Raw genomic sequence first — 25745 nt, forward strand, 5'->3', positions numbered from 1 at the left:
GATTAGTGACGGTGTTAGTCAACACCGGCGCCAAAGCGACGCCTAGGGGTTGCTCGGCGCCGGCGCCGGGGCGACAGGGGCGGTCTCGGCGGCGACGGCGGCGTCCTTGGCCTGAATCTCGACCAGGCGCTTGTCCAGGGCCAGACCCAGGTCGGCGATGAACAGGCCGAAGCGGGCCACGTCCACGCCCTTCAGATACGACAGCCTGTCCTCGGCCGAATGGATGCGCTGGAACACCGGCGGGACGAAGCCCTCCTTCAGGCCATTGTTCTCACCGCCGTTGAAGGCCAGCCACATCTGGTGGGCGCCGACCGCGTCCTGGGTGCCCATCGACACCACCGGCACGCCGGCCGCCGAGAAGGCGCGGTCGTCGCTGGGCGGATAGACCGGATAGGGCATGCAGTCGAAGCCGCGCTCGGCGCACAGGCTGCGCAGCGTCTCCAGCACGAAGTCCGACTGGTCGCCGTTGTTCTCGCCATACATGATCGTCTGGCCATAGGCGGCGACGTCGGCGTTGATGACGGCGGCGATCCTGTCCTTGCCGTGCTTTTCCAGGAAGGCCTTGGCGCCCAGCAGGCCCAGCTCTTCCTGGTCGGTGAAGACGAAGACGAAACGGTGGGCGACCGGCTGGCCCTCCAGCCCCATCTCCAGGGTCTTGGCCGCCTCCATCATCGCCATGACAGAGCCGACATTGTCGACGATGCCCTGCGACAGGGTTCCGTCGCGCAGCTTCACCGCGTCATAGTGGGCCGTCAGGACGATGTCCTTGGCGCCCTCGCCGACCGTGACGACGACGTTCGCGCCTTCCATCGGACCGGTGGCCTGGTTGCCGCCGGCGAAGACCTGGATCTCGGGCGTGAAGCCCAGCGTGGTCAGCATGCCGACCAGGACCTGGGTCCGTTCGGCGTTGGTGGGCTTGACGAACTGGGCGGCGCCGGCGCCGATGTCGGGGCGGTCCCCAGCCTGGGGCGTCGCCTCCTGAGCGAAGGCGGGAACAGCGGCGAACAGCGCCGTGGCGGCGACGAGCGAACGGAACAGCATGGCGGACCTCTCGGGGGAGCGATCCGCAAAAGGTAGCGATCTAGCTCTTAAGGCGCCACCCCGAGCGGAACACCAGCCAGCAGACGACGCCCATGACGACCATCAGCACGGCCGAACCGACGACCCCGATCATCAGATTGCTCTCGGCATGGCCGATGAAGCCATAGCGGAAGCCGTCGATCAGATAGAAGAAGGGGTTGTAGCGGCTGAGCGAGCGGAAGGGTTCGGGCAGGTTCTCGACCAGATAGAAGGTGCCCGACAGGAAGGTCATGGGCATGACGATGAAGTTCTGGACCGCCGACAGATGGTCGAACTTCTCGCTCCACAGTCCCGCCAGCACGCCGGTGATGCCCATGACGAAACAGGCGGCCAGAGCGAACCAGACGATGGCGAAGATATTGGCGATGCCCAGCGGCGCGAACGGCAGGACGCAGATCGCCGTCACCAAACCGACCGCCAGGCCCCGCGTCGCCGCGCCCAGGGTAAAGCCCAGCGTCAGCTCCAGCGGGCTGAGCGGCGGGGTCAGGAAATCGGTCGCCGTGCCCATGATCTTGGCCTGGATCAGGCTGGACGAGGCGTTGGCGAAGGCGTTGTTCAGCATGGCCATCATGATCAGGCCGGGCGCGACGAACAACGCAAACGGCGTCCCGTGCAGCGGCGGCCGGGCGTTCTGAAGCGCCACCACGAACACCAGCATATAGAGCAGCGTCGTCACCACCGGCGCCGCCACCGTCTGGGCGCCCACCTTCCAGAAGCGGCGCACCTCGCGCAGATACAGCGTCTGCACCCCGATCCAGTTGACCCCCGGATAGCGACGCGGCTGCGGCAAACCGGCGGGGCGGGTGGAGATCAGGTCGGGGGTCTCGGTCATGGCCCGCCAGATGCGCTCGACGGCCGCGCTTCGCAAGGCCGGGGTGATGGTGATTGGTGAATCGTGACGGTCGCTGTGCAGTCGCCTGACTCACGATCCACGCGTCACCGCATCGCCAATCCGCCTTAACCTTAACGATGATTCAATATCTGGTTTCTGTGGACGGTTGATTCGCACATCTTGCGTCTCTTAACGGCTGGTTTACGATTAGTTGTAGGTCAAGACCCCGGAGGGGGAGCCTGGACCTAGATATTGAATCCAAACTCGCTGGAGGGTGGCATGACCGCAGGCTGGACTGACGACCGCGTAGGCGCGCTGAAGAAGCTCTGGCTTGAGGGCCAGTCCGCGAGCCAGATCGCCAAACAATTGGGCGGCGGGGTCACCCGCAACGCCGTGATCGGCAAGGTGCACCGCCTGGGCCTGTCGGGCCGGGCCGCCCCTTCGCAGCCGGCGCGCACCGTCGCCGCGACCTTCCGCACCGCCCGTCCGCGCCCCGCGCCGGCCGCGCCGGCCCAACCCTCGGCCCCGCGCCGTCTTGAGGCCGTCCAGCCCAAGCCGGTCCAGCCCGCCGCGCCCGTCCCTGCCCCGATCCCAGACCTGCCGGGCACCGCGACGGTGATGACCCTGGGCGCACACATGTGCAAATGGCCGATCGGCGACCCGTCGTCGCGCGAGTTCAGCTTCTGCGGCCGCCGCTCCTCGGAAGGCGTCTATTGCGTCGAACACGCCCGCGTCGCCTACCAGCCGCAAGTCCGTCGCGGCTCCAAGGAAAGCGGTTCCGACCTGGCCCGCAGCCTGCGTCGTTACATCTAAGGGCGCTACGCTCACGACGCGGTCGCTCGCTGCTTGAGCGCCGCGCTTCGCGCGGGTCATTCCCGCGTCACAGATGCTCCTTAAGGGAGCCGACTTCCCCCTCGCCGGCTTGCGCAAGCAAGCCGGCGAGACTTCAGGGGCGGGGCTGCGGTTCATCCGGGTTGACGCAGCCCCATCCGCCTTCTCGATCCTCCCCAGCACAGCGGGGGAGGGGGACCGCGCGAAGCGGGGTGGAGGGGGCGAAACGGGTTCAATCTTCAAAGTTCAACATCAGACTTCGCCAGACCGACTATCGGCGTTTGGCGTGAAGTCTGCGTCCGCCCCCTCCACCGCTTCGCGGTCCCCCTCCCCCGTTTCGCTACGCTTCTCGGAGGAGGATTTCGTCAGTTCAACACCCGCCGCGCACCCGGCGTGTCCAGCGAGAACGCCGGGATTTCCGCCTCGAAACTGCGGCCCTCGGCGTCCGTCATATAATAGGCGCCGACCATCGACCCGCTGTCGGTGCTCAGCGGGCATCCCGATGCATAGGCGTAGCTGCCGCCCGGCTCGATCACCGGCTGTTCGCCGACCACGCCGGGTCCGCGCACCTCTTCGACATGGCCGTGGGCGTCGGTGATGGTCCAGCGGCGGGCCATCAGCTGAACCGTCGATCCCGACAGGTTCACGATCTCGATCTGATAGGCCCAGACCCAGCGGCCCTCGTCGGGATCCGACTGCCCTGCCAGATAGCTGGGGCGCACCCGGATCAGGATGCCGTTCGATTCGGCGGTATAGGCAGGTCCGTCATGCATGGGCTATATGCTCGCCCCGCCGTGCGCGGGCTGCAAGCGCGACTTGGAGACAAGTCGTGAAAACCGTGTGAGACAGACGCCATGAGCTCCTTCCAAGCGCCCCGTCCCGGCATCCTGCCCGCCCAGTCCATCGAGACGCTGATCGCCACGGGCGCCATCACGTCGGACACAGAATTCGATCACGACCAGGTCCAGCCGGCCAGCCTGGACCTGCGCCTGTCGGACCAGGCCTGGCGCGTCCGCGCCTCCTTCCTGCCCGGCCATCGCAAGGTCGAGGAGCGGATCGCAGACGTGGCCATGCACGCCATCGAGATCACCCCCGCCGGCGTCGTTCTGGAAAAGGGCTGCGTCTATATCGTGCGGCTTCAGGAACGGCTGAACCTGCCCAAGGGACTGATCGCGCGAGCCAATCCGAAAAGCTCGACCGGCCGTGTGGATGTCTTCGTGCGCCTGCTGACCGATCAGGGCGCCCGTTTCGACGACGTCGCCGAAGGCTATGACGGCCCCCTCTACATGGAGGTCGCGCCCCAAACCTTTTCCATTCTGGTGCGCCCCGGCACCCGGCTGAACCAGCTGCGGCTGAAGGCCGGCGATCCGCCCAAGCTGGAGACCCGTTCGGTCGGCGTCGATCTTCAGGGCGGCGACGTCGTCGGCTTCCGGGGGCGCCGCCACGCCGGGGTGGTCGATCTGGACCATATCGACGGCCACGACCCGCGCGACTTCTGGGAGCCCCTGACCCTGCGTCGCGGCGAACTGCTGCTGGATCCGGGCGAGTTCTACATCCTGGCCTCGTCCGACGACGTGGAGATCCCGGTCGATCAGGCCGCAGAGATGACCCCCATCGACCCGTCGGTCGGCGAGTTCCGCGTCCACTACGCCGGCTTCTTCGACCCCGGCTTCGGTACGGACGAGGCGCACGGCGCCGGCTCCAAGGGCGTGCTGGAGGTCCGCACCCACGACACCCCCTTCCTGCTGGAACACGGCCAGATCGTCGCCCGCCTGGTCTACGAGCCCCTGACCGAACGCCCCAGCCGCCTGTATGGCGAAAGCGGCAGCCACTATCAGAACCAGGGGCTGAAGCTGTCGAAGCATTTCAGGGGGTGGTGAGCCGGCGCTAAAGTCTCCTCCCCGCTTCGCGGGGAGGTGGCTCGTAGCGAAGCGGAGAGACGGAGGGGTTCTTCGCCGCATCACAGACGCCTGCGGGACTTCAAGAGCCCCTCCACCGCTACGCGGTCCCCCTCCCCACAAGTGGGGAGGAGACGCGGTCCTCACGTCAATCGATCCGCCTTCCTCAGCCCGGGGAACATCGCCGACCAGGCGCCCGTGGCCGCCAGTGCGCCGAAGCCGCCGAACACCGCCGCCCCGACCGCGCCGAGCAGACGGACCATCACGCCCGAATAGGCCTCGCCCAGTTCGTTCGACGCGCCGATGAACAGCATCGACACCGAAGACACCCGCCCGCGCATGTGATCGGGCGTGGCCAGCTGGATCAGGGTCTGGCGGATATTGACGCTGATCATGTCCGCCCCGCCGCCGATCAACAGGGCCAGGGCGCTGAGCCAAACGATCTTGGACAGCCCGAACGTCACCGTGCATATCCCGAACACCGCCACCGCCGCGAACATCCATCGCCCGCCGTGCCGCACGATGGGGTAACGGCTCAGATAGATCGCCACCACCATGGCCCCGACACCGAACGACGCCCGCAACAGGCCGAACCCCTGGGGGCCGACGTGGAGGATGTCGCGCGCGAAGATCGGCGTCAGCAGGGCCACGCCCGCGAACAGCACCACGATCAGGTCCAGCGAAATGGCGCCCAGGACGATCTTGGTCTTGTAGACATAGGCCAGCCCCTCCTTGACGGACTCGATGGGCGACAGGGGATTGGCCTGGGGCGCGGGCTTGCCGCTGGTGCGGATCAGGATGAAGGCCGCGACCGCCAGCAGGAACATGCCCAGCGACACCGCATAGGCCAGGGGCACGTTCACCCCCACGATCACCCCGCCCAGGGCCGGGCCGGCGATGGCCCCGGTCTGGAAGGCGATGGACTGGGCCGCGATGGCGGGCGGCAGGGCCTTGCGCCCCACCACCATCGGCAGGAAGGCCTGGCTGGCCGGCGCCAGGAAGGCCCGCGCCGCGCCGAACAGGGCGGCGACCGCCAGCAGGCCCCACAGGGGTGGATTTCCGTGCAAGGCCATGGCCAGGAAGGAGCCGGCGCAGGCGGCCTCGACCAGGATGGAGATCCACACCGTGCGCTTTCGATCGCGCCGGTCGGCCATGGCCCCCGCCGGCAGAGTGAAGGCCAGCAGCGGCAGGAACTGACACAGGCCGACCAGGCCCAGATACAGGCTGGCCTGCTCGATCGGGTGATCCCGCCGCGCGATCTCATAGACCTGCCACAACAGGGCCGAGGACTGGATCTGGATCGCCAGCACGGCGACCACGCGGCCGAACCACAACAGGCGGAAATCGCGGATGCCCCACGGACTGGAGGGGCCGGCGTCAATGGAGTTTGAGGTCACGTGCGTCTGGGCCGTTTCGGATAGGGCGAACCGTCGCGGTGGAAGTAGCGGTCGGCGCCCGCGGGCAGGACCATGTCGATGTCGGGGTAGTCGCAAGGGGTGACGGTCGGGCTGCGCGTGCCGACCTCCAGCAGAACCGCCTCATGGCCGGACCGGTTCTCGATCCTGTGGCCGTTGGGGACGCCGGCCTTGAAGCCGGCGCAGTCGCCGGCGCGCAGCACCGTCTCGCCCTCGTCCTCAACCAGGATGACCTCGCCCTCGACCACCATGACGAACTCGTCTTCGGCTTCGTGCCAGTGGCGCTGGCTGGACCAGGCGCCGTCGGGCAGACGCAGCAGGTTGACGCCGAACTGGCTCAGGCCCGCCGCATCGCCCAGCTTCCAGCGGCGGCGCGGCAGACAGGGGCCGGCGAAGGCGTCGGGATAGGTCGTGCCGTCGCCCCGGGGCGCGGCGTCGATGTCGATCTTGGGCATGGGACTTCTCGCCGTGACGCGATGTCCGTAAAGCATAGGCGCATGAGCCGCGCATCAACTCCTGTGATCGATCCTGTCGAACTGACCCGCGACCTGATCCGTATTCCGTCCGTCACCCCCGCCGACGAAGGGGCCATGGACGTGCTGGAACGCCATCTGACGGCCCTGGGCTTCACCTGTCGCCGGCTGGCGTTTGAGGGCCCGGGGGGCGAAGGGGTCCATGCGCGGATCGAGAACCTGTATGCGCGACGCGGAACCGCCTCGCCCAACCTGTGCTTCGCCGGCCATACGGACGTGGTGCCGACCGGGCCGTCGGAGCAGTGGTCGTCGCAACCCTTCACCGCCGAGGTCCGGGACGGCGTCCTGTACGGCCGGGGCGCGGTGGACATGAAGGGCGGGATCGCCGCCTGGGTCGCCGCCGTGTCCCAGGTCATCGCCGAGGGCGAGCCGAAGGGCTCCCTCTCCTTCCTGATCACCGGCGACGAGGAAGGCCCGGCGCTTCACGGCACCAAACGGGTGGTCGAGACCCTGGCGGCCGAGGGCGAGGTGATCGACGCCTGCGTGGTCGGCGAACCGTCGTCGTCGCAGCACCTGGGCGACATGATCAAGGTCGGGCGGCGCGGCTCGCTGAACACCTGGATCACGGTCACGGGCAAACAGGGCCACGTCGCCTATCCCGAACGGGCGGCCAACCCCGCCCCGGTGATCGCGCGCCTGATGGCCCGCCTGAACGACCATGTGCTGGACGACGGCTATGAGGGCTTTCCCTCGTCGAACCTCGAAATCACCACCATCGACATCGGCAATCCGGCGACCAACATCATCCCGGCCCAGGCCAAGGCGCGGCTGAACATCCGCTTCAACCCCAGCCATACGGGGGACGGCCTGATCGACTGGCTGAACCGCGAGGCCGGGGCCATGCAGGCCGAGACCGGGCTGCAGATCACCCTGGAGCACCTGTGCTCGGGCGAAGCCTTCCTGACCGAACCGGGCGCCTTCGTCGCGGCGGTGCAGGACGCGGTCGAGGCCGTCGTCGGCCGCCGGCCCGAGGCCTCCACCACCGGCGGCACTTCCGACGCCCGCTTCATCCGCGCCCTGTGCCCGGTGCTGGAACTGGGCCTGGTCGGCCAGACCATGCACCAGATCGACGAACGGGTGCCGGTGGCGGAGTTGGAGACCCTGACGGCGGTCTATCGCCGGGTCATCGAGACGGTGTTCGAACGGCTGTGATGATCTCCGTCTCCTGCCCGCTCTGCGGGGAGGGGGACCGCGAAGCGGTGGAGGGGTCTGTCCGCCGCACCGAGTCCGGGGCAAGAACCCCTCCGTCACGGCGCTGAAGAAGCGCCGCGCCACCTCCCCGCGAGGCGGGGAGGAGACAGGGGGATCGCAACTTAACTCCGCTCCAAAAACCGCAGCGCGGTCAGCACGTGCGTCTTCACCCCCAGCGGCAGGACCTTCTCGTTCGGTGAGAACTCCGGTGAGTGGTTGGGCGCCGAGGTCGCGGGGCCCACGCCCTCAGGGCTGGCGCCCAGGTGGTAGAAGACGCCGGGGATGACCTGCTGGAAATAGCTGAAGTCCTCGGCCACCGTGGTCGGGGGCGTGGCGGGGTTGACGTTGCCGGCGCCCGCCGCCTCGGTCAGGACCGGGGCCAGCCAGGCGGACAGGCCGGGGTCGTTGAAGACCAGGGCGGCGTTCTGTCTGACGCCGAACTCGGCGGTGGCGCCATAGGCGGCGGCGACGTGGTCGATGGCGGTCTCCGCGCGGGCGACCAGGGCGTCGCGCTGGGCCACGTCGAAGGTGCGCAAGGTGCCCGACAGGGTCGCGCTGTCGGGGATGATGTTATAGCGGACGCCGGCGTTCAGGGTGGCGATGGTGAAGACCGTCGGGGTGGTCGTCGGATCGACCGTGCGGGCGGTCAGGGTGTTGACCGTCTCGATAACCTGGCCCGCCACCGCGATCACGTCCACGCCGCGCCAGGGCCAGGCGCCGTGGGTCTGTTTGCCCTTCAGGCTGATGTCCACACGGTCGGACGCCGCCATGAAGCCCTCGGGTCGATAGAAGACGCTGCCCGGACGGCCCGGCACGACGTGCAGGCCGAAGATGGCCTCGGGCTTGGGATCGTTCAGCGCGCCCTCGGCGATCATCAAGGCGGCGCCGCCCTTGGGTTCTCCCGGAGGGGCCCCCTCCTCCGCCGGCTGGAAGACGAAGACCACCGTGCCGGCGATCCGGTCCTTCATGCCCGCCAGGACTTCAGCCGCCCCCATCAGCATGGCCATATGCATGTCGTGGCCACAGGCGTGGGCGACCGGCACCGTATTGCCCATGTATGTGCCGGTGGCGGTGGAGGCGAAGTCCAGGCCCGTGGCCTCCTGCACCGGCAGGGCGTCCATGTCGGCGCGCAGGGCCACGACCCGGCCCGGACGGGCGCCGCGCAGGACGCCTATGACGCCGGTCTTGCCGACGCCGGTGCGGACCTCCAGCCCCAGGGACCGCAGATGGTCGGCGATCACCCCGGCCGAGCGGGTCTCGGCGAAGCCCAGTTCGGGATGCTGATGGAAGTCGCGACGCCAGGCGGTCACCTCGGGCATCACGCGCTGGACGGCGGCGTCCACGCTCGCCGTATCGACGGCTTGCGCCTGGGCGGCGCCGGCCGCGAGCAGCAGCGCCAAGGTGGAGGCGGCGAACAGTCGGCGCATGTGAAGGTCCCGTGAAATTTTAAGCCTGATCGCAGGTGACGGCGCCGCGAGCGCTTGTGCAAGCCATCGCGAACGGCGATTTCTGTCGGCATGGCCGAGAAGGACTTCAAGACCGCGAAGACGGAATGGCGGGACGTGGTCCTGGTGTGCCGCAAATGCTCCAAGAAGCTGGACGGCGGCTTCGGCCCCGGCGGCGACCTGACGCTGAAGAAGGCGCTGCGCAAATACCTGCACCTCAAGAAGGGCAAGCAGGGGCGAAAGGGCGGGCTGATCGTCACCGGCGCCGACTGTTTCGACATCTGCCCCAAGGGCGGGGTGGTCGCCGTCAACTCGGCCCAGCCCAAGAAGCTGCTGATCATTCCCGCCGGCGCGGACCTGTTCGAGGTCAAGACGCGGCTGGGGCTGGACGACGGGCGGCGGCTGAAGTTGGTCGAACCGGACTGAAGCCAGACGGCGGGTTGCGCCTTCCTTCCGGCGACAAGCCGTGCCAGAGCGAAACCATGGATGACACTCGTATCGAAAAACGCGTCGGCGTTCAGGCGACCTCGGACCGGATCTGGGATCTGATCGCCGACCTGTCCGGCTGGAGCGCCTGGAACCCGGTCGACACCGATGTCGAAGGCGCTATCGCCTATGGCGGGCGGCTGACGATGACCGAGGCCTGGCCCGACATGCCCGAGCGTCAGGCCCTGGCCCAGGTCGTCGAATGGCAGCCGCGCATGCGTCTGGTCTGGGCGGAACGACGCGGCTTCCTGTTCCAGAGCCTGCGCTACATTCAGATCGAGGAGTTGGGGCCCGGCAACTGCATCCTGACGGTGGGCATCCGCTTCTCGGGCCTGCGCGGCGAACTGTTCCACGACAAGCACCGCCCGGCGATCAGGGGGGCGCTGGAGCGTGCGGCCGAGGGTCTCAAGTCGGCGGCGGAGGCGGGCTAGCCGCCGCCTGCCTTCATCATGTCGATCACGGTCAGAATCGCCGGTCCCAGGATGACGATGAACAGCACCGGCAGGAAGAACAGGATCATCGGCACGGTCAGTTGCGCCGGCAGGGCCGAGGCCTTCTTCTCGGCGGCCGACAAGCGCAGGTCACGGTTTTCCTTGGCCATGACGCGCAGGGCGGTCGACAGCGGCGTGCCGTAGGTTTCGGCCTGGGTCATTGCGGTGGCCACCGACTTCACGCCCGGATGATTGGTGCGCTTGCCCAGGTTCTCATAGGCCATGCGACGCTCAGGCAGATAGCTGAGCTCCGCCGACAGCAGCGACAGTTCTTCGGCTAAATCGATCGACGACGGCCCCATTTCCTGGCTGACCTTGGTGATCGCCGCCTCGATGGACATGCCGGACTCGACGCAGATCAGCAGAAGATCCAGCGCATCGGGAAACGCCTGCATGATCGAGGTTCGGCGCTTGTTGATGCGGTTCTTCAGATAGAGGTTGGGCGCATAGAAGCCCGCGACGGCGGCCGCCATGACCAGCGTCAGCTTGTTCATCGTGGGCCAGTCCACGATCTTCATCACGAACATGTAAAAGGCCGCCACGATCATGAAGACGAAGGGCGAGGCGAAGCGGAAGAAGTAGAAGGTCGTCAGCGGCTTTGGCCCGCGATAGCCGGCCTGGGCCATCTGGCCGGCGACCTTGGGGTCCTCCAGAAGCTTGGTCAGGTTCAGCCGATCCACGACCCGCTTCTTGAAACCGTCGTCGGTGTGGCGCAGCCCGCCCTGCCCCGATGCGATATTGGCGCGCGAACGGCGCTTCAGATCGTCCCGGCGTTCGGAGACGGCCTTCATCCGTTTGTCCAGATCGACTTCACCGCCCATCGACGACAGCAGGGTCAGTACGGTGGCGAAGACCAGCACGCCCACGCCGATGCTGAGCAGGTTCTGCGGATCAGTGAGGAGACGCATCAAGCTTTCCATGATCCTCGCCTCAGAACTTGAACGAGATCATGCGCTTCATCACGAAGACGCCGGTCGCCATCAAAGCGACCGCGACAAGCAGCAGGAAGTTGCCGCGAAAGTCGTTGAACAGGGGCATCATGTAGGCTGGCGACGTCAGCAGGACCAGGCCCATGACCACCGGCGGCAGGGAGGCGATGATGCCCGCCGAGGCCAGGGCTTCGGACGACAACGCCTTGATCTTCTCGCCCATCATGCGTCGCGCGCGCAGCACGGTGGACAGGTTGCCCAGGGCTTCGGCCAGGTTGCCGCCGGTCTTCTGCTGAATGGCGATGACGATGGTGAAGAAGCGCAGTTCCGGCGTCGGCATCCGCTCGTACATCTTGTCCAGCGCCTGCTCCAGCGTCAGGCCGACGCCGAGGCCTTCGACCAGTTTCTGAAACTCCGGTCCCAGCGGCGCGGGGCTTTCGCGGCCGATGATCTTGAAACACTCGTGGACCGGCAGGCCCGACTTGATGCCGCGCACGATGACATCGACGGCGTTGGGAAACTCCAGCGAGAACTTCTTCATCCGCCCCTTGGCCAGGATGCCGACGACCCAGCGCGGCAGGCCCAGGCCAAAGATCAAGGCGACGCCCAGCACCACCAGGATGTGCAGCCCGAACACCAGGGCGACCAGCGTCGCCACCACACCGACGACGACGGAGATGATGTAGAAGGCCCGCACCTTAAGGCTCAGTCCCGCCTGTTTCAGGCGCGCCGCCAGGGTGGTGCGCGCCTTGCGCTCACGACGGTCCGCTTCCTGAAGCTGGATCAGAATCTGCTTGCGGCGCGCATCGGGCGTATTGGCGGCGGCGGCCTTGCGGGCGATGGCGGGGTTCTTCTTGGCCTCGCCCAGGTTCTGGGCGCGCTTGACCGCCTGGGCCGACGAATCGTCGCCCCCGACGAAGACCCAGCCCAGGCCGCCGATGGTGATGAAGGCCAGAACGGCGGCGAGGATCGGCAGCATCGTCCTACTCCGCCGCGTCCAGGGCGTCGGCCAGCTCGCGCTCCAGCCCATAGTAGCGGGCGCGGTCCCAGAAGCGGGGACGGGCGATGCCGGTCGAACGATGACGGCCGATGATCTTGCCGTTCTCGTCCTCGCCGGTGATGTCGTAGACGAACAGGTCCTGGGTCACGATCACGTCGCCCTCAAGCCCCACGACCTCGGTGATGTGGGTGATGCGGCGCGAGCCATCGCGCAGGCGGGCGGCCTGGATGATCACGTCGACCGAGCCGACGATCATCTCGCGGATGGTGCGCGAGGGCAGGCCGTAGCCGCCCATGGTGATCATGGATTCCATCCGGCTGATGGCTTCGCGCGGGCTGTTGGCGTGCAGCGTGCCCATGGAGCCGTCGTGACCCGTGTTCATGGCCTGCAACAGGTCGAAGGCCTCGGGGCCGCGCACCTCGCCGACGATGATCCGCTCGGGACGCATCCGCAGGCAGTTCTTGACCAGATCCCGCATGGTGATCGTGCCCTGCCCTTCCAGGTTGGGCGGGCGGGTTTCCAGACGCACCACATGCGGCTGCTGCAGCTGCAGCTCGGCGGCGTCCTCGCAGGTGATGACGCGCTCGGTCGGGTCGATGAAGGCCGTCAGGGTGTTCAGCAGGGTCGTCTTGCCCGAGCCCGTGCCGCCCGAGATGACCAGATTGCATCGCGAGGCGCCGATGACGCCCAGGACGCGCGCGCCCTCGGGACTGATGGAGGCGTACTCCACCAGGTTCTTCATCGTCAGCTTGTCCTTCTTGAACTTCCGGATCGTCAGCGTCGGGCCGTCGATCGCCAGCGGCGGCGCGATGACGTTGACGCGCGACCCGTCAGGCAGACGGGCGTCGCAGATGGGACTGGATTCATCGACGCGGCGGCCGACCTGAGACACGATCCGCTGACAAATGTTCATCAGCTGGGTGTTGTCGCGGAAACGGACATTGGTCAGCTGGACCTTGCCGTTCACTTCGATGAACACCCGGCCTGCGCCGTTGACCATGATGTCGGCGATGTCGTCGCGGGCCAGCAGAGGCTCCAGCGGGCCATAGCCGAGGACGTCGTTGACGATGTCTTGGACCAGATGCTCCTGCTCGGCGACCGACATGGAGACGTTCTTGATCGCCACCAGCTCGGCGACGATGTCGCGGATTTCCTCGGACGCCGCCTTCTGGTCCAGATGCGCCAGCTGGGCCAGGTCGATGGTGTTCATCAACGCATTGAAGATCGTCGTCTTCGTGGCGTGATAGTAGTCGCTCTGTTCACGGACGATTTCGGCGACCGCCTGGGCCTTCTTCAGCTGTTCCAGACCGGCCGTGGCCTTGGGGCCGGTTCCGGCGACGTTGCCGGTCGGGCGCGGCGCTTCCGGCTTGGGTTTGGGGCGCGAGGCCAGGGCGTCGAGACGGTCGGCGGGCGCGGGCTGCGTCGGGGCCGATGCGCGCTCGAAGGCGTCCGCCGCCGGCTCCAGATCTTCGTCGGCGAAGGCGTAGGCCTCAGCCTTGGCCTGAGCTTGGGCCCGAGCTTGGGCCTGGGCGGCCATCCCCGGCGGGGGCGCGGCCGCATCGACCTTGAAGACGGACACAGGCTCGCCGGCCAGCGCAGGCGCCGGACGCATCGGCGCCGTCGTGACGCCTGGCTGACCTGTGCGCTTGCCGAACACGCGTCAGCGCTTCTTGAACATGTTGGCGAACAGGGACTTGGACGGCGACGCCGCCGGCTTGGACGCCTTGTCGGCTTTCGCCGGCTTTCCCTTCGGTCCCGCGACCATGGGCAGTTCGCGACGCGACACGATCTGGGCCAGGGTTTGGAAGGCCTCGGCCGCCTTGGTCTTGGCCCCGGCGTCCAGGATCATCTGGCCGTTGTTGGCGGCGGCGCCGAAGGTCTTGGCGTCGAAGGGAATGATCAGGCTGGGGTGAACCCCCAGGGCGGCGCCGAAGTCCTTGGCCGGGATCTCGGGACGGCCCGGCACGCCGACCTGGTTCAGCACCAGGCGCGGCGGCGCATCGTTGGGGCGACCCTGACGGATCAGGTCGATCATGTTCTTTGCGTTGCGCAGCGAGGCCAGGTCGGGCGTGGCCACCACCACCACCTCATCGGCGCTGATCAGGGTGCGGCGCATCCACGGCGACCAAAGGTGTGGCAGGTCCAGCACGACGAACGGCGCCGTGGCGCGGATCTGGTTCGTGACCTCCTCGAACGCCTCGGTCGAGATGTCCCAGTCCGTGTCCAGACTGGCGGGGGCGGCGAACAGGCTCAGCTTGTCGGTGCAGCGGACCATCATCCGGTCCAGCAGGGTCGCGTCCAGCCGGTCGGGCTGGCCCAGGGCGTCGGCGACCCCGCTCAACGGGTCCTGGTTGAAGTCCAGGCCGGCGGTGCCGAACGGCAGGTCATAATCCACGATGACGGTATTGGCGCCGATCCGTTCCGAGATAGCATAGGCGGTGTTGTGCGCCACCGCCGAGGCCCCCGCCCCGCCCCGTGCGCCGACGAAGGCGATGGTGCGGCCGACGAAGGGCTGGGCCGGATCGTTGAACAGGCCGCCGATGGCCGCGATCAGCTGCAGCGGCTGCAACGGCGCGACCAGATATTCGCTGACCCCGCGACGCATCAGCTCGCGGAACAGGATGATGTCGTTGGTCGCCCCGACGACGATCACCTTGGTGCCCGCGTCGCAGACCTCGGCCAGCTGATCGACTTCCCACAACAGGGTCTGGGGGTCTTTCAGGCACTCGACGATGATCAGCGGCGGCGTGGGTTCGTGATGATAGGTCTCGACGGCGGCCGGCACACCCCCGACGCGGATCTGGGTGGTCGCGCGCGACAGACGGCGATCCTGGGCCGCGCGCTCGGCAGCCGCCAGCGTATCCTGGCGCTCGGCGAACACATGGATGGCGATGCGCGGCACCGACACCTCGCCGATGGAGCTGGACGGCGCCAGTCCCGTGGAGCCCAGACCGACGGCGTCCAGCCCGGTCTCGATCAGGCTGGCCTGCGCTTGGGCCACCACGTCCCCGACAGGGTTGAAGGCCGGGGCCTCGGGGACATAGGCGGGCGCTGCGACGACAGGCGCAAGCGGTTGGGGCGCCGGTTGAACGGGCGCGGCGGCCGTGAACACAAGCGGCGCACGCGTCCGCTCCGTCGGAACCTCGGCCAAGGGCTCGGAGAAATCCATATCGACATCGAAGGCGTCGTCGAAAGTATCGAACTCGCGGGGGACGGGGGCGGTGCTCATGGCTCTAGTTCACCGCATTGGAGACGGCGGTAGCCGTGACCAGGGTTTCAGCCGCAGCCGCCGTCTGCCGTCCGGCACGATAGTTGTCGAACACGACGGTTCGGCGTCCGGCGTCGGCCGGGGTCATGGCGCGCGGCGTCTGAATGTCGCGCGGATCGGCGATCTGGGCCGCCAGATTGGCCGTGACCGCGCATCCGAAGTTAGAGGCCGACTGGTTGTCGCCCGAACGGCCCAGATTGCCCCACGTCGTCCCGCACCGCGGCACGACGGCGCGAACGGTCTGATAGCCGACGACGACCGGCGCACGCGGATCTGGCGCGGCATAGCTGACCAGCATGATGCGATCCGGCGACACGCCCCAGGCCGCCAGGGCGGACTTGACGTCATAGGCCCGCTGCAAGGCGACGGGATCGTTTCCGGCCGGCGCCTCGATCACCAGAGGCACGGCGTCCACGCTGCGATAACGGGCGACCAGCGCCTGAATCGCGTCACCCTGGGCGGGTGACAGGCCGGTCTCATGGACCGCCAGGGCGATCCGGTCCAAATCGGGTTCGACCTGGAGCTGATAGCGCGACGTCGGGGTCAACGGCGGCTCGCCGCCCAGGCTGGCCGGTCCGCCGACGCAGGCGCCGAGCGCCAGAACCGTCGTGATCAGAAGGGCGATAGTCGGGGTGCGGATCATGCTGCGGGTCACGTTTCGGGTCACGGGGCGCTCACTCGATCACATAGCCGACCGAACCGGCCGGGGGCGCATTGGGCAGGCCATAGACCTGGTTCAGCTGACCGAAGAGAATCGTCTGGCTGTCGCTGGCGATCCGCAGGCCGTCGGCCGGCGTCTGCATCCGGCCCGGCGAGGTCGGGCTGACGATATAGGGCTCGACGATCACCACCAGCTCGGTCTCGCCCATCAGATAGTCGCGCGAGCGGAACAGTTGCCCCAGCACCGGCAGATTGGTGACGCCGGGCAGGGAATCGACCGTCTGGCGGCTGTTTTCCTGGAGCAGGCCGGCGATCATCATCGAGCCTCCCGACGGAATTTCGATGGTGTTTTCGCTGCGACGAACCGTCAGGCCCGGCAGGGTGATCGAAGAGGCCGTGCCGGCGCCGATCGTCAGCCCGCCCTGGGACGACAGCTCGGACACCTCGACCTTGACCTGCAGGCTGATGCGGCCGCCCGACAGCACGACCGGCCGGAAGGACAAGCCGACGCCGTAAGGCTTGTACGTGACGGTGACCTGGCCCTCGCTGTCGCGACTGGCCGGAACGGGGAATTCGCCGCCGGCCAGGAAGCTGGCCGCCTCGCCGTTGACGGAGGTCAGATTGGGCTCGGCCAGCGTGCGCAGCAAGCCTACGCGTTCAAAAGCCTTGAGCATGGCCTCGCCCTTGTTCAGACCATCCGAACCAGGCCCGGTACCCGGCTGGGCCGTGTCCCAGTTGGAAGGATCGCCGGGGCTGCCATCGACTGTGATCGGGCAAAGCGCGTCCGCCGGGAAGGCGCCGCCACAAGGGGCCTGCATCTGGTAGTTCTTTGTCGTGTCGATCGACGGACCGGCGCTGATCCCACCGAGAAGCGCGCCGTTAACGCCCCAGCTTGCGGCGTTGGCAAGCAGCCACTGGGTGTCACCCAGCCTGCCTAGGACGGCCGATGTGTTGAACCCCAGCTGCTTTATCACATTGCGCTGAACCTCGACCACACGAACCTTCAGGGTCACCTGGTCCGACCCCGGCACCGTGATCAGGTTCAGAACCTTCTCGGGCGCGGAAACGAAGGCGGCGGCGATGCGGGTCGCCTGGGCCGAAGCCGCAGGATTTTCCGCCACGCCGGTCAGGATGATGCTGTCGTTGACCGCCTCGGCGCGGACCTGACCGCCTGGGATCAGGCGGCTCAATGTATCCTGAAGCGCACTGGTGCCCGCATCGACGCGAACACGCAGGCTCAGAATCGTGCGGCCTGCGGCGTCCAGGAAGACGGCGTCGGTCTCGCCCGGCGTGATGCCGATCACGGTGATGCGGCGTGGCGAGTGCAGCATGGCCTCGGCCACCTGGGGATTGGAGACGATCACGTCGCGCGCATCGGCCGGCAGATCAACGGCGAACGAGGCGCCGCGCGGCAGGTTGATCAGTTGCGGTGCGGCGCCCATCGACACGGCGGTGCGCGTCTGGGCGATACCGGCAGGCGCGCCGGCCAGGCTGGCCAGAAGGGCGCAGACGACGGCGGCGATTGCGGGCTTGCGCATTGGAACAGCTTTCATGGCACCGCCACCACTTCGGGCGCGCCGCCGCGATAGATACGCACCGCTTGGGGTTGGGCGGCCGCCGCAACGCGGCGACGCGTGGCGCCGGAGGGCCCAGCGGTATCGGCATAGGAGCGAAGCGACAGCGACAACTCGCCCTCGGATTTGGCTTGGGCCAGCAGCACCGCGTCCTGAGGCTGGACCTCCAGGGTCGCGGTCGCGCCGACCACGGCCTGTTCGTCGTCGCCCGCGCGGGTCGACTGGTCGATGGCCAGAACCTTGATGTTCTGGAGGACGACGCCCGACGCGAACTTGGAGCTGGTCGCGCCCTCGACGGCGCCGTTGCGATTGGTTTCGGCGGTCAGCACCACATCGACACGGTCGCCAGGCAGGATGAAGCCGCCCGCCGCGGACTCCACGGTCACGCCGATGGCCATGGCGCGCATGCCGGGCTCCAGATAGGCGGCCATATAGCCGCTGTCGCCGGCGCGAACGATCTTGCGCGCCACGATCGGCTCTCCGGCCAAGATGGGTTCGCGTACGACTGAGCCGATATAGTCGGACTTGGCTCCAGGCCCCGCCATATCGGTCGCGGCCTTGGCGACACTCTCGACCGCGTTGGAGGCCTTTTCTGTCGTGGTTTCGGCGACAGGTTTGGCCGGAATGGGCGTGGAGCCGTCGGTGATGAAGACGGGATTGACCTCGTCCACCGGCCAGTCTTTCCAGGCCAGATCGCCTTCGACTAGGCGCTTGCCCGGCTCCAGATCCTTGGCGGCGACCAGCACCTTGGCCATCGGTCGAACTTCGACCTGAGCGGCGGCGGCGGGCGCGACGGGTTGGTTCGACGAAGACCCCATGGCCCGGACCACCAGGGCCAGACCAATGGCCGATACGGCGGCGATGCAAATGACGACGATGCGGGCAGGCTTCATCCAGGATGTCTCCAGCAGGCGTTCTGTCTCGGATACGACCCCCGACGCCTGCCGTTAACGATCATGAGCCCTGCGGGTTAACGCTTCCTAAGCGCCGCGAACGGCGGTCAGCGTAGCCTTAACGGCCGGATGCAAACGCCAGGAACAGGCCGCTTTCCGGCAGGGCCAGCAAGGCGCCGATGGCGATGGCGACGCCGTACGGAATGGCGCCCTTGGGCTGCATCAGATTGACGACCCAGCCCTGAGACACCGATGGCGCGAGCATCGGGAAATACTGACGTGCGGTCATGAGCAGCAGGCAGAAGGCGCCCCCGGCCAAGCCTGTCCAGATCAGGAAGGGTGCAAGGCCGCTCATGCCCATCCAAAGGCAGCTGGCGGCCAGCAGCTTGGCGTCGCCGCCGCCCACCCATCCCGCGGCGAACAGGCCCATTCCGATCAGAAGAGCAACCACGCCGACAACGACGTGAAGCGCGATATCCACGGGACCGGCCCCGATCAGCAGGGCGACAGGAAAGAAGGCGCCGACCAGCGCCAAAGAAACCCAGTTCGGAATCTTCATGGTGATCAGGTCGTGCAGACCGCCGACGATCACGAGAGCCGGAAAGACGCCGAGGACGATGAGCAGCAGAATATCCATGACCGCTATGCTGGCATCGAGACCTTAAATACCGGTTTCCAAGCCCAAGCTAACCGTTCGTGACGTTCGGCGGCGTGGCGAGATCGGATCCCATCTGGACGAACGCGGCTTTCAGACTGGGACCATAGGCCGAGAGAACGGCGATGATCACGGCAGCCATCAGGGCGCTGATCAATCCATACTCGATGGATGTCGCACCTGAGCGATCACGGAAAAAATCGCTTAAAAACTGGCGCATCCTGAAAACCTCTCAAAGGTGATCCTGAATCAAAATGGGGGCCGGCCTTAGCGGCCGGCCCCCAAAATGTAGCGAACTTCAGACGATCACGAACCCGCAGTGATGTCGGTGTCAGAGGCGCCGCTCATCGAGCTGCCGATGTTCGTGAAGGCAGTTTTCATTTGCGGGCCGAAGGCGGTCAGGCAGGTGATGATGGCGACGGCCATCAGGGCGGCGATCAGGCCGTATTCGATGGCGGTGGCGCCCGACTCGTCTTTGGCGAAGCGCGAAATGAACTTGGTCATGGGTAGTCCTTTTTCAAAATGGTCCAGCGAGCAACTTGGCGGGGGGAGCCGGTAGCCCGCTTGACCCCCAAACGCAGGATCAAAATGCCTGCCCCCCGTTAAATCTGAGTCACGAGGTTTGGTTACGCGCGGATTCACCAAAGAAAATTCTCATCTTGGTGTTTCAGCCTTTGTTGAGGATCACGGCGGCATGATGCGTGCGTCCGCGTCTGCACGCGCCCTCATTCAGAGCCGCCGATGTCTCGCCTCCCCGCCGCCCTTTTCGCCGCCGCCCTCCTAGTCGCCCCCCTGGCTGCCCAAGCGCAGGACGGCGCGCTCAATGTCGAGATCGACCGCTCGGCCCGCGTTCAGCTTCGCGGCGCCGCCGCCTCCGTGATCGTCGGCAACCCCCAGATCGCCGACGTCTCCATGGTCGACGCCAACACACTGTTCATCGTCGGCAAGGGCTATGGCGTCACCGAGGTCGTCGCCGTCGATGGCGCAGGCCGCACCCTGTTCCAGCGCGAGATCGTCGTCTCGGGCGGTTCGACGGGTTCGGTTCGCGTCTGGCGTGGCGGTCAGGCGACCGAAATGACGTGCGGCGCCTCATGCGCGCCCAGCATCCGCGTCGCACCGGCGACCGGCTCTACCGCGCCCTGATCGACGCCTTGACGTTCAGGGGATCACTGATGCGGCGCATGCGACGCCGGCGCGAACGCGAAGGGGTCGCGGCCGTTGAGTTCGCCATGGTCGCCATTCCGTTCTTTCTGGTGATCTTCTCGATCCTGGAACTGGGCATCGTCTTCATAACGAGTGCGATGCTGGAGACGGCGACGATGGACACTGGCCGTCTGGTCCGCACCGGTCAGGCGCAAACCCAAGGCTTTGACAAGGCGCGTTTCAAGTCGGAGTTTTGCAGCCGGATGGCGCTGTTCCAGGACGACTGCGACAAAAGGGCGACGATCGACGTGCGTGTGATTTCGCAGTTCGGTGTGGACGACCTCAAGGATCCGATCACAGACGACGCCATCGACCCCGAGAAGACCACCTATGACGACGGCGGCCCGAATAGTCTGGTTCTGGTGCGGGTGTGGTATGCGTACCCCCTGGTCACGCCCTTCCTGAACCAATCTGTTTCACGGATTGGAAAGGGCAAGGTTCTGCTCACCGCGGCCACGGCCTTCCGCAACGAAGGGTTTCCGGCCCCGCCGCCCCCGCCGCCCTCAGGATCTTCATCATGACTTTGCGATTGAGGTCATGGGCGCGTGACACAAGCGGCTTGGCGGCGATCGAGTTCGCCTTCATCGCCCCGATCATGATCCTGATTTACTTTGGCATGGCCGAGTTGTGTCAGGGCTATATGGCTTTGAAGCGCACGGGTCATATCGCCTCGATGGTGGCGGATATCGTGTCGCGGTCAGACGTAATAACCAAGCAGGAAGCCGAAGACGTTCTCGACATCGGCGTATTGATTATGAAGCCGTTTCCAACGGCCGCTCTCAAACAGCGGGTCAGCAGCGTCACCCGCATTGATGAGACCAACTACAATGTGGATTGGAGCGTCGGCGTCGGAGACGGCATGGATGACAAGCTGACCGTCACCGAGGACAATATCCCTTCGGACCTGTTGGCCATCGGCGAGACGGCCATCGTCGCCGAGGCGGAGTACGACTACAAGTCACCGTTCGGCGAACTGACGAAAGCCGCCCCGGATTTCAAGCGCATGGCCTATCTGCGACCCCGATCGGTGGACTTCATCCCTTGTACCGGTTGCTGAACCTAAAAACCGACCAAGGCTTCCCGCAGCGCCGAAATCTTCGCGTGGGTCTCGGCCTCCTCGGCTGACCGATCGCTGTCGGCGACGATGCCCGCGCCGGCCAGGGTGCGGAAACGCCAGACGTCGCCGGCGCGTTCAAAGCTGGCCGTGCGGATCAGGACCGACGCGGTCAACGTGCCGCCCTCCTCGATCAGGAACAGCGATCCGCACCAGGGCCCGCGCGGCGGTTCGTGCGCCGCGATGACCTTCATGGCCTGATGCTTGGGCGCGCCGGTGATCGAGCCCGGCGGGAAGGTCGCCTCCAGCAGGTCGGCGGGGCCGATGCCGAGGTCGGCCTGAGCCGTCACCGTCGAGACCAGGTGATGCACGGTCGGATGGTTCTCGATCTCGAACAGGGTCTCGACGCGGACCGATCCCGGCTGCGACACCCGCGCTAGGTCGTTGCGCATCAGGTCCACGATCATCAGGTTCTCGGCCCGGTCCTTGGCGCTGGATTTCAGCTCGTCCGCCAAGGCGGCGTCCTGGACCGGATCGGCGGCGCGGGGGCGGGTGCCCTTGATCGGGCGGGCCTCAATGCGGCGGCTGGCGGCGTCGAAGGCGAGGAACAGTTCGGGCGAGTTGGACACCAGCGCCCGCTCCCCGATCCGCCAATAGGCCCCGAACGGCGAGGCGCGATCCTGCTGAAGTCGCAGAAAGACGTCGAACGGATCGGCGGCCGGCTTCAACGCCCCCGACCAGGCCTGCGCGATATTGGCCTGGAACAGCTCGCCCGCCGCGATCCGCTCCACCACGTCCGACACGGCGGCGCGATAGGCGCCCGGCGACATTTCGGCTTCGAAGGTCTCGGCCGGCGCCGACTGTGGCGCGACGACGGCGGCGTTGGCCAACCAGCCGAGGGCGACCTCTGCGGCCACACCCGCCCTCTCCGCCGTCGCCCCTCGCCCCACCGCGCGCACGGTGCGCTGATGATGATCAAAGGTCAGCATGGCCGGGTAGCGGGCCAGCATCAGGTCGGGCCATGTCGTCTCTCGCCGACCCGTCGCCGGCCGCGCGCCCGCGTCATAGGCGGCCAGCCCCACCACGCCTGCGCCGAACGCCGGATCTCTCAGCGCCTGGAACGGCACGGCGTCATCGACAGGGCCGACCTGAACGCGGTCCGGCGCCGTGGCGACGTGCGACCAGCGCCCGCCCGGTCCGCCGTCCGACAACAGAGCCAGCACGCCGTCCCCGCCGCCCAGACCCGCTGCGACCTCGACCGGCTCGACCCACGGCGCATCGCGTGTGACGACGTGGCTCAGAACATCGCTCACGCCGACAGTCGCTCCACGATCCGGTCGCGCCGGGCCGTATCGACACCCAGGGCGTCACGCAGATAGGCGTCCACCGACCCATGCCGCGCCTCGACCTTGGCGAACGCCGCCTCCAGATAGGCGGCCTCCACGCCCAGGAAGGCGACGATGGCGTCGTCCGAGGCGATCCGGCCGGTCACCTTGTGCAGCTGTTTGGCGATGCCGGGCGCACGCCCCGCCAGATCGACGGCCGTATTGGTCAGCAGATAGTCCTCGACCATGTCGTCGCGCGACACGCCCAGCAGATGATGCGTCAGGGCGGCGAGAAACCCCGTGCGGTCCTTGCCCGCCGCACAGTGGATCACTACCGGCCGGTCCTGATCGGCCAGAGCCTGAAAATAGCGAGCGAAGACGTCCTGATGCGACTCATCGAACGGCAGGGTCCGATAGGTGGCTTCCATAAACCGCCGCCCGGACTCGGGCGTCAGGTCGGCGGTCTTCAGGAAGGTGATGTGCGGCGCCTCGGCGCCGTCGTCCACGCCGCCTTCGATCACCCGTCCGGTGAAGCCCTCCGGCCGGCGCGACGGCTGATCGCGACGTTCGCCGGGCCGGCGCAGATCGACCACGGCCCCGATGTCCAGCCGCCGCAGCCGCTCCAGGTCCGCATCACTGGCCCGCGCGTGGTGGGCGGAGCGCAGCAGACGGCCGGGCTGCACGCGCCGCCCGGCCGTCGTGGCGTAGTCGCCAAAGTCGCGGAAGTTGTCGATGGCCTCGAAGGCATGAAGGCGGGTGGTCATACCCACGCTTCTAGCTTGATTTCATCGCTCTGGCAGCAGACCCGCCATCGCATCCAGATAGGCGACGAAGGCGTCGCGTCCCTGGTCGGTCAGGCTGGCCTCGGTCAGGGGCTTTCGGCCCTTGAAACTCTTGGTCACCGCGACGAAACCGGCCTCTTCGAGCTTGCGCAGATGGACCGACAGATTGCCGTCCGTGGTCTGCAACCGGGCCTTCAGACTGGTGAAGTCCGCCGTCCCCGCACCCGACAGATAGGCCATGATCCCCAGCCGGATGCGCCCGTGGATCACATCGTCGATCCGGCTGATATCGAAATCGTCGGCCATGCTCAGACGATCTCCGACGGTTCCTGACGCATCAGGATGATCCCGGGAACCAGGGCCACGGCCATCAGGACGACCGTAAAGACCAGATAGATCGCAGGGCTATCGACGAACCAGGCCACCGCGACCGCGCCGGCATAGGCCGCCAGGGCCGTGAACGACATCCAGCGCGTTTTCGTCATCGCCGCTCCGATCATCCAGGCCGAACCATAGGCGACCAGCACCGTCGTCGGCATCACCGCCATCCAGGACCAGTTTCCGGTCTTCACCGACAGGGCGACCAAGGCCAGCCAGGTGACGAAGATGCCGTAGCCGACCCCGGTCCAGGCGGCGCCCACCGCCTTGTTGCCGGCCGAGTTCATGCCCGGCTTGCCCTTCATACGCCCGATCAGCATCGTCAGCGCGACGGCAAAGACGACGCCAGCGCCGATCCAGAGCCAAAGCTGCGCCCAGGGACTGACGTCCAGAACCCCGGCCTGGATGGCCCATTGGCCAAGGTTGGCGGTTCCGAACACGATGGCGGCGGTGACCAGCATCGGTCCCGCCAGCAGCGGCGCATGGCGCCCCTCGTGCGCGAGGCTGCGCATATAGGCGATGTCGTCCTGAATGGCCTGGGTCTCGCGGGTCATGGGTCTCTCCTCCTCAATCCGATAAGAGAGCATCGCCCACAAACTTTGTATTGTAAAGTTCTTTCTCAGGATCCGTTTCACGCATAGAAAAAGGGGCGAGACCGAAGTCCCGCCCCTCAATCCGATTGTCTCGCCCGTTAGAGTCGGGGCGTGCCGCCGCGTCCGCGAAGTCCGCCGGCCACAAGGGCGATGACGAACAGAATGATGGCGACGACAGCGACGAATTTTGCGATCTCGAACGAGAAGTTCGCGATGCCGCCGAAGCCGAGGACGGCCGCGACCAAGGCCACGACCAGGAAGATAATTGCCCAACGCATCATGGGTTTGGCTCTCCTGAGTTGATGTTGCCGTCGGCGACCCGAGAGCCGTTCGTCGGTCCGATACATCAACGTCGTCGCGGCTTGGCCGTTCCGTCCTTCGGGCGCCTTATCGACGACGACGGCGCGAATAGCCGCCCTGATCCATCTTGCGCTCGGCGACCATGCTGGCGACGATCGCCGCCAGGGCCGGATTGCGCAGCAGCAGGAAAGCCGCGCCCAGACCGCCGACGGCGCCCACGATCGGGCGCTCGCGCACGATATGGATCACCTTGGCCAACAGACCTTCCGGCTCGTCCTCTTCATCGTCCTCGTCGTGCTTGTCGCCCTTCAAAAAGACGACGGCCACGATCAGGGCGACCAGGGCGAACAGACCGAAGGTCACGGCCGCGGCGCCCAGCGGCGTCAACGTCAGGCTGAGCGCATAGAAGATGGACACACCCAGGAAGACGACGGCCAGAAACACGCTGGCGGCGACGACGGCCGTCGCCACCAGCTTTTTGACGATGCCCTTGAACATCAGCGGCGGCGGCCGGCCAGCAGCAGGCCCAGGATGACGCCGACGCCCAGAGCCACGGCCGTGGACTGAAGCGGACGCTCCTGCACGCGCTCGACGACATAGCGTTGCGCCTCGTCGAAGCGTTCGGCGGCGTCGTCGTAATATTCGCGGCCCTTCACGCGGGCCTCGTCGTAATAGCCACGGGCCTGGTCGCGCACTTCGTCGCTCTTGGCGCGCAGCTTGGCTTCGGCCTCGGCGGCCTTTTCGCGCAGGCGCTGGGTTTCCTCGCGGGCGCCGGTCTTCAGATCCTCCTTGAGGGTCTTCAGGTCGGCCTTGATGTCTTCTCGGGCCTTGGTGGTGGCCATGATGCGCGCTCCGTTTAAAGCTTGGCGGTAGAATAGAGAACCCCGTCTGGCAACGCCACACTCCGAACGAGGTTCCAACAGATGGGC

The 25745-nt window shown here is 66.8% G+C and carries 31 protein-coding genes; 8 read left to right on the plus strand and 23 right to left on the minus strand.

All coding sequences use genetic code 11. The features are described 5' to 3' along the window. Positions 1–42 precede the first annotated feature (42 nt). Both ACP69V_RS00890 and ACP69V_RS00895 read right to left on the minus strand, forming a co-directional pair. Positions 43–1041: a M28 family metallopeptidase gene (locus ACP69V_RS00890; RefSeq protein ID WP_426022278.1), complete on the minus strand. Its 999-nt coding sequence runs from the start codon at positions 1039–1041 to the stop codon at positions 43–45. 40 nt (positions 1042–1081) lie between these two features. Continuing rightward, positions 1082–1912 (minus strand): ABC transporter permease, encoded by an 831-nt coding sequence (locus ACP69V_RS00895; RefSeq protein WP_426022279.1) that lies wholly within the window; start codon positions 1910–1912, stop codon positions 1082–1084. Positions 1913–2191: 279 nt separating this feature from the next. Between ACP69V_RS00895 and ACP69V_RS00900 the strand changes: the two genes are divergently transcribed. Beyond that, positions 2192–2725 (plus strand): GcrA family cell cycle regulator, encoded by a 534-nt coding sequence (locus tag ACP69V_RS00900; protein WP_135193912.1) that lies wholly within the window; start codon positions 2192–2194, stop codon positions 2723–2725. 383 nt (positions 2726–3108) lie between these two features. Here the strand turns inward: ACP69V_RS00900 and apaG are convergent, their stop codons facing one another. Then, complete coding sequence (gene apaG / locus ACP69V_RS00905) at positions 3109–3516, minus strand: Co2+/Mg2+ efflux protein ApaG (RefSeq protein WP_426022280.1); 408 nt, start codon at positions 3514–3516, stop codon at positions 3109–3111. 81 nt (positions 3517–3597) lie between these two features. Between apaG and ACP69V_RS00910 the strand changes: the two genes are divergently transcribed. After that, on the plus strand, positions 3598–4623 hold the full coding sequence (locus ACP69V_RS00910; RefSeq protein WP_426022281.1) for a 2'-deoxycytidine 5'-triphosphate deaminase: 1026 nt from the start codon (positions 3598–3600) through the stop codon (positions 4621–4623). Positions 4624–4784: 161 nt separating this feature from the next. On the opposite strand, the gene ACP69V_RS00915 is transcribed toward ACP69V_RS00910, so the two are convergent. Together ACP69V_RS00915 and ACP69V_RS00920 are read right to left on the minus strand one after the other, a co-directional pair. Beyond that, positions 4785–6038 (minus strand): MFS transporter, encoded by a 1254-nt coding sequence (locus tag ACP69V_RS00915; protein ID WP_426022282.1) that lies wholly within the window; start codon positions 6036–6038, stop codon positions 4785–4787. After that, positions 6035–6511 carry a cupin domain-containing protein gene (locus tag ACP69V_RS00920; RefSeq protein ID WP_426022283.1) on the minus strand — a complete coding sequence of 159 codons (477 nt, stop codon included), beginning with the start codon at positions 6509–6511 and terminating at the stop codon, positions 6035–6037. Before ACP69V_RS00920 ends, ACP69V_RS00915 begins: the two co-directional genes overlap by 4 nt. Before the next feature lie 42 nt (positions 6512–6553). Here ACP69V_RS00920 and dapE point away from each other — a divergent pair, with 42 nt between their 5' ends. Then, positions 6554–7741 (plus strand): succinyl-diaminopimelate desuccinylase, encoded by a 1188-nt coding sequence (gene dapE / locus ACP69V_RS00925; RefSeq protein WP_426022284.1) that lies wholly within the window; start codon positions 6554–6556, stop codon positions 7739–7741. Between the two features lie 161 nt (positions 7742–7902). Here dapE and ACP69V_RS00930 read toward each other — a convergent pair whose 3' ends face one another. Next, on the minus strand, positions 7903–9207 hold the full coding sequence (locus ACP69V_RS00930; protein ID WP_426022285.1) for an amidohydrolase: 1305 nt from the start codon (positions 9205–9207) through the stop codon (positions 7903–7905). A 90-nt stretch (positions 9208–9297) separates the two neighbouring features. On the opposite strand from ACP69V_RS00930, the gene ACP69V_RS00935 reads away from it, so the two are divergent. Continuing rightward, positions 9298–9651: a hypothetical protein gene (locus ACP69V_RS00935; RefSeq protein WP_426022286.1), complete on the plus strand. Its 354-nt coding sequence runs from the start codon at positions 9298–9300 to the stop codon at positions 9649–9651. Positions 9652–9707: 56 nt separating this feature from the next. Next, complete coding sequence (locus ACP69V_RS00940) at positions 9708–10142, plus strand: SRPBCC family protein (RefSeq protein ID WP_426022287.1); 435 nt, start codon at positions 9708–9710, stop codon at positions 10140–10142. Here the strand turns inward: ACP69V_RS00940 and ACP69V_RS00945 are convergent. From ACP69V_RS00945 to ACP69V_RS00990, 10 genes are all read right to left on the minus strand, one after another. Further along, positions 10139–11110 (minus strand): type II secretion system F family protein, encoded by a 972-nt coding sequence (locus ACP69V_RS00945; RefSeq protein WP_426022288.1) that lies wholly within the window; start codon positions 11108–11110, stop codon positions 10139–10141. The genes ACP69V_RS00940 and ACP69V_RS00945 overlap by 4 nt on opposite strands. A gap of 22 nt (positions 11111–11132) precedes the next feature. After that, entirely contained in the window at positions 11133–12110 is a 978-nt protein-coding gene (locus ACP69V_RS00950; protein WP_426022289.1) for a type II secretion system F family protein, read from the minus strand. A gap of 4 nt (positions 12111–12114) precedes the next feature. Next, on the minus strand, positions 12115–13788 hold the full coding sequence (locus tag ACP69V_RS00955; RefSeq protein ID WP_426022290.1) for a CpaF family protein: 1674 nt from the start codon (positions 13786–13788) through the stop codon (positions 12115–12117). A gap of 3 nt (positions 13789–13791) precedes the next feature. Further along, on the minus strand, positions 13792–15360 hold the full coding sequence (locus tag ACP69V_RS00960; RefSeq protein WP_426022291.1) for an AAA family ATPase: 1569 nt from the start codon (positions 15358–15360) through the stop codon (positions 13792–13794). 4 nt (positions 15361–15364) lie between these two features. Next, positions 15365–16066: a CpaD family pilus assembly protein gene (locus tag ACP69V_RS00965; RefSeq protein ID WP_426022292.1), complete on the minus strand. Its 702-nt coding sequence runs from the start codon at positions 16064–16066 to the stop codon at positions 15365–15367. A gap of 7 nt (positions 16067–16073) precedes the next feature. After that, positions 16074–17597 (minus strand): type II and III secretion system protein family protein, encoded by a 1524-nt coding sequence (locus tag ACP69V_RS00970; RefSeq protein WP_426022293.1) that lies wholly within the window; start codon positions 17595–17597, stop codon positions 16074–16076. Positions 17598–17608: 11 nt separating this feature from the next. Next, a complete protein-coding gene (cpaB, locus tag ACP69V_RS00975; RefSeq protein ID WP_426022294.1) occupies positions 17609–18526 on the minus strand; it encodes a Flp pilus assembly protein CpaB in 918 nt (305 codons plus the stop codon). A gap of 118 nt (positions 18527–18644) precedes the next feature. After that, complete coding sequence (locus tag ACP69V_RS00980; protein ID WP_426022295.1) at positions 18645–19163, minus strand: A24 family peptidase; 519 nt, start codon at positions 19161–19163, stop codon at positions 18645–18647. A gap of 49 nt (positions 19164–19212) precedes the next feature. Continuing rightward, entirely contained in the window at positions 19213–19401 is a 189-nt protein-coding gene (locus ACP69V_RS00985) for a Flp family type IVb pilin (RefSeq protein WP_426022296.1), read from the minus strand. A gap of 86 nt (positions 19402–19487) precedes the next feature. After that, positions 19488–19685, minus strand: a complete 198-nt coding sequence (locus ACP69V_RS00990) for a Flp family type IVb pilin (RefSeq protein ID WP_426022297.1) — start codon at positions 19683–19685, stop codon at positions 19488–19490. 237 nt (positions 19686–19922) lie between these two features. Between ACP69V_RS00990 and ACP69V_RS00995 the strand changes: the two genes are divergently transcribed. The 3 genes from ACP69V_RS00995 to ACP69V_RS01005 are packed head-to-tail and all read left to right on the plus strand — an operon-like array spanning position 19923 to position 21441. Beyond that, positions 19923–20324 carry a pilus assembly protein N-terminal domain-containing protein gene (locus ACP69V_RS00995; protein ID WP_426022298.1) on the plus strand — a complete coding sequence of 134 codons (402 nt, stop codon included), beginning with the start codon at positions 19923–19925 and terminating at the stop codon, positions 20322–20324. Positions 20325–20362: 38 nt separating this feature from the next. Further along, the gene (locus tag ACP69V_RS01000; protein ID WP_426024013.1) at positions 20363–20905 is read left to right on the plus strand and encodes a TadE/TadG family type IV pilus assembly protein; all 543 of its coding nucleotides are present in this window, start codon (positions 20363–20365) and stop codon (positions 20903–20905) included. Positions 20906–20943: 38 nt separating this feature from the next. Next, positions 20944–21441 carry a TadE/TadG family type IV pilus assembly protein gene (locus ACP69V_RS01005; RefSeq protein WP_426022299.1) on the plus strand — a complete coding sequence of 166 codons (498 nt, stop codon included), beginning with the start codon at positions 20944–20946 and terminating at the stop codon, positions 21439–21441. A 2-nt stretch (positions 21442–21443) separates the two neighbouring features. Here ACP69V_RS01005 and ACP69V_RS01010 read toward each other — a convergent pair whose 3' ends face one another. The 7 genes from ACP69V_RS01010 to ACP69V_RS01040 all read right to left on the minus strand — a co-directional run bounded on the left by ACP69V_RS01010 (position 21444) and on the right by ACP69V_RS01040 (position 25658). Next, positions 21444–22751 carry an anthranilate synthase component I family protein gene (locus tag ACP69V_RS01010; protein WP_426022300.1) on the minus strand — a complete coding sequence of 436 codons (1308 nt, stop codon included), beginning with the start codon at positions 22749–22751 and terminating at the stop codon, positions 21444–21446. Next, positions 22748–23527 carry a tyrosine-protein phosphatase gene (locus tag ACP69V_RS01015; RefSeq protein WP_426022301.1) on the minus strand — a complete coding sequence of 260 codons (780 nt, stop codon included), beginning with the start codon at positions 23525–23527 and terminating at the stop codon, positions 22748–22750. Before ACP69V_RS01015 ends, ACP69V_RS01010 begins: the two co-directional genes overlap by 4 nt. Before the next feature lie 21 nt (positions 23528–23548). Next, positions 23549–23851: a winged helix-turn-helix domain-containing protein gene (locus ACP69V_RS01020; RefSeq protein WP_135193933.1), complete on the minus strand. Its 303-nt coding sequence runs from the start codon at positions 23849–23851 to the stop codon at positions 23549–23551. A gap of 2 nt (positions 23852–23853) precedes the next feature. Next, positions 23854–24477 carry a hypothetical protein gene (locus ACP69V_RS01025; RefSeq protein ID WP_426022302.1) on the minus strand — a complete coding sequence of 208 codons (624 nt, stop codon included), beginning with the start codon at positions 24475–24477 and terminating at the stop codon, positions 23854–23856. A gap of 137 nt (positions 24478–24614) precedes the next feature. Further along, entirely contained in the window at positions 24615–24794 is a 180-nt protein-coding gene (locus tag ACP69V_RS01030; RefSeq protein ID WP_425986382.1) for a DUF1328 domain-containing protein, read from the minus strand. A 109-nt stretch (positions 24795–24903) separates the two neighbouring features. After that, positions 24904–25314: a hypothetical protein gene (locus ACP69V_RS01035; protein WP_426022303.1), complete on the minus strand. Its 411-nt coding sequence runs from the start codon at positions 25312–25314 to the stop codon at positions 24904–24906. After that, positions 25314–25658, minus strand: coding sequence for a DUF883 family protein (locus ACP69V_RS01040; RefSeq protein ID WP_135193936.1), 345 nt, complete (start codon positions 25656–25658; stop codon positions 25314–25316). The genes ACP69V_RS01035 and ACP69V_RS01040 overlap by 1 nt, the downstream gene beginning before the upstream one ends. Between the last annotated feature and the right edge of the window lie 87 nt (positions 25659–25745).

It is taken from the genome of Brevundimonas sp. PWP3-1b1, from assembly GCF_049896065.1.
Classification (GTDB): domain Bacteria; phylum Pseudomonadota; class Alphaproteobacteria; order Caulobacterales; family Caulobacteraceae; genus Brevundimonas; species Brevundimonas intermedia_B.

What these genes read in the sequence shown, in the direction of transcription:
- ACP69V_RS00890 (WP_426022278.1), bottom strand. Translation starts at nt 1,041, where the DNA reads ATGCTGTTCCGTTCGCTCGTCGCCGCCACGGCGCTGTTCGCCGCTGTT.
- ACP69V_RS00895 (WP_426022279.1), bottom strand. Translation starts at nt 1,912, where the DNA reads ATGACCGAGACCCCCGACCTGATCTCCACCCGCCCCGCCGGTTTGCCG.
- ACP69V_RS00900 (WP_135193912.1), top strand. Translation starts at nt 2,192, where the DNA reads ATGACCGCAGGCTGGACTGACGACCGCGTAGGCGCGCTGAAGAAGCTC.
- apaG (WP_426022280.1), bottom strand. Translation starts at nt 3,516, where the DNA reads ATGCATGACGGACCTGCCTATACCGCCGAATCGAACGGCATCCTGATC.
- ACP69V_RS00910 (WP_426022281.1), top strand. Translation starts at nt 3,598, where the DNA reads ATGAGCTCCTTCCAAGCGCCCCGTCCCGGCATCCTGCCCGCCCAGTCC.
- ACP69V_RS00920 (WP_426022283.1), bottom strand. Translation starts at nt 6,511, where the DNA reads ATGCCCAAGATCGACATCGACGCCGCGCCCCGGGGCGACGGCACGACC.
- dapE (WP_426022284.1), top strand. Translation starts at nt 6,554, where the DNA reads ATGAGCCGCGCATCAACTCCTGTGATCGATCCTGTCGAACTGACCCGC.
- ACP69V_RS00930 (WP_426022285.1), bottom strand. Translation starts at nt 9,207, where the DNA reads ATGCGCCGACTGTTCGCCGCCTCCACCTTGGCGCTGCTGCTCGCGGCC.
- ACP69V_RS00935 (WP_426022286.1), top strand. Translation starts at nt 9,298, where the DNA reads ATGGCCGAGAAGGACTTCAAGACCGCGAAGACGGAATGGCGGGACGTG.
- ACP69V_RS00940 (WP_426022287.1), top strand. Translation starts at nt 9,708, where the DNA reads ATGGATGACACTCGTATCGAAAAACGCGTCGGCGTTCAGGCGACCTCG.
- ACP69V_RS00945 (WP_426022288.1), bottom strand. Translation starts at nt 11,110, where the DNA reads ATGCGTCTCCTCACTGATCCGCAGAACCTGCTCAGCATCGGCGTGGGC.
- ACP69V_RS00950 (WP_426022289.1), bottom strand. Translation starts at nt 12,110, where the DNA reads ATGCTGCCGATCCTCGCCGCCGTTCTGGCCTTCATCACCATCGGCGGC.
- ACP69V_RS00960 (WP_426022291.1), bottom strand. Translation starts at nt 15,360, where the DNA reads ATGAGCACCGCCCCCGTCCCCCGCGAGTTCGATACTTTCGACGACGCC.
- ACP69V_RS00970 (WP_426022293.1), bottom strand. Translation starts at nt 17,597, where the DNA reads ATGCGCAAGCCCGCAATCGCCGCCGTCGTCTGCGCCCTTCTGGCCAGC.
- cpaB (WP_426022294.1), bottom strand. Translation starts at nt 18,526, where the DNA reads ATGAAGCCTGCCCGCATCGTCGTCATTTGCATCGCCGCCGTATCGGCC.
- ACP69V_RS00980 (WP_426022295.1), bottom strand. Translation starts at nt 19,163, where the DNA reads ATGGATATTCTGCTGCTCATCGTCCTCGGCGTCTTTCCGGCTCTCGTG.
- ACP69V_RS00985 (WP_426022296.1), bottom strand. Translation starts at nt 19,401, where the DNA reads ATGCGCCAGTTTTTAAGCGATTTTTTCCGTGATCGCTCAGGTGCGACA.
- ACP69V_RS00990 (WP_426022297.1), bottom strand. Translation starts at nt 19,685, where the DNA reads ATGACCAAGTTCATTTCGCGCTTCGCCAAAGACGAGTCGGGCGCCACC.
- ACP69V_RS00995 (WP_426022298.1), top strand. Translation starts at nt 19,923, where the DNA reads ATGTCTCGCCTCCCCGCCGCCCTTTTCGCCGCCGCCCTCCTAGTCGCC.
- ACP69V_RS01000 (WP_426024013.1), top strand. Translation starts at nt 20,363, where the DNA reads ATGCGACGCCGGCGCGAACGCGAAGGGGTCGCGGCCGTTGAGTTCGCC.
- ACP69V_RS01015 (WP_426022301.1), bottom strand. Translation starts at nt 23,527, where the DNA reads ATGACCACCCGCCTTCATGCCTTCGAGGCCATCGACAACTTCCGCGAC.
- ACP69V_RS01020 (WP_135193933.1), bottom strand. Translation starts at nt 23,851, where the DNA reads ATGGCCGACGATTTCGATATCAGCCGGATCGACGATGTGATCCACGGG.
- ACP69V_RS01025 (WP_426022302.1), bottom strand. Translation starts at nt 24,477, where the DNA reads ATGACCCGCGAGACCCAGGCCATTCAGGACGACATCGCCTATATGCGC.
- ACP69V_RS01030 (WP_425986382.1), bottom strand. Translation starts at nt 24,794, where the DNA reads ATGCGTTGGGCAATTATCTTCCTGGTCGTGGCCTTGGTCGCGGCCGTC.
- ACP69V_RS01035 (WP_426022303.1), bottom strand. Translation starts at nt 25,314, where the DNA reads ATGTTCAAGGGCATCGTCAAAAAGCTGGTGGCGACGGCCGTCGTCGCC.
- ACP69V_RS01040 (WP_135193936.1), bottom strand. Translation starts at nt 25,658, where the DNA reads ATGGCCACCACCAAGGCCCGAGAAGACATCAAGGCCGACCTGAAGACC.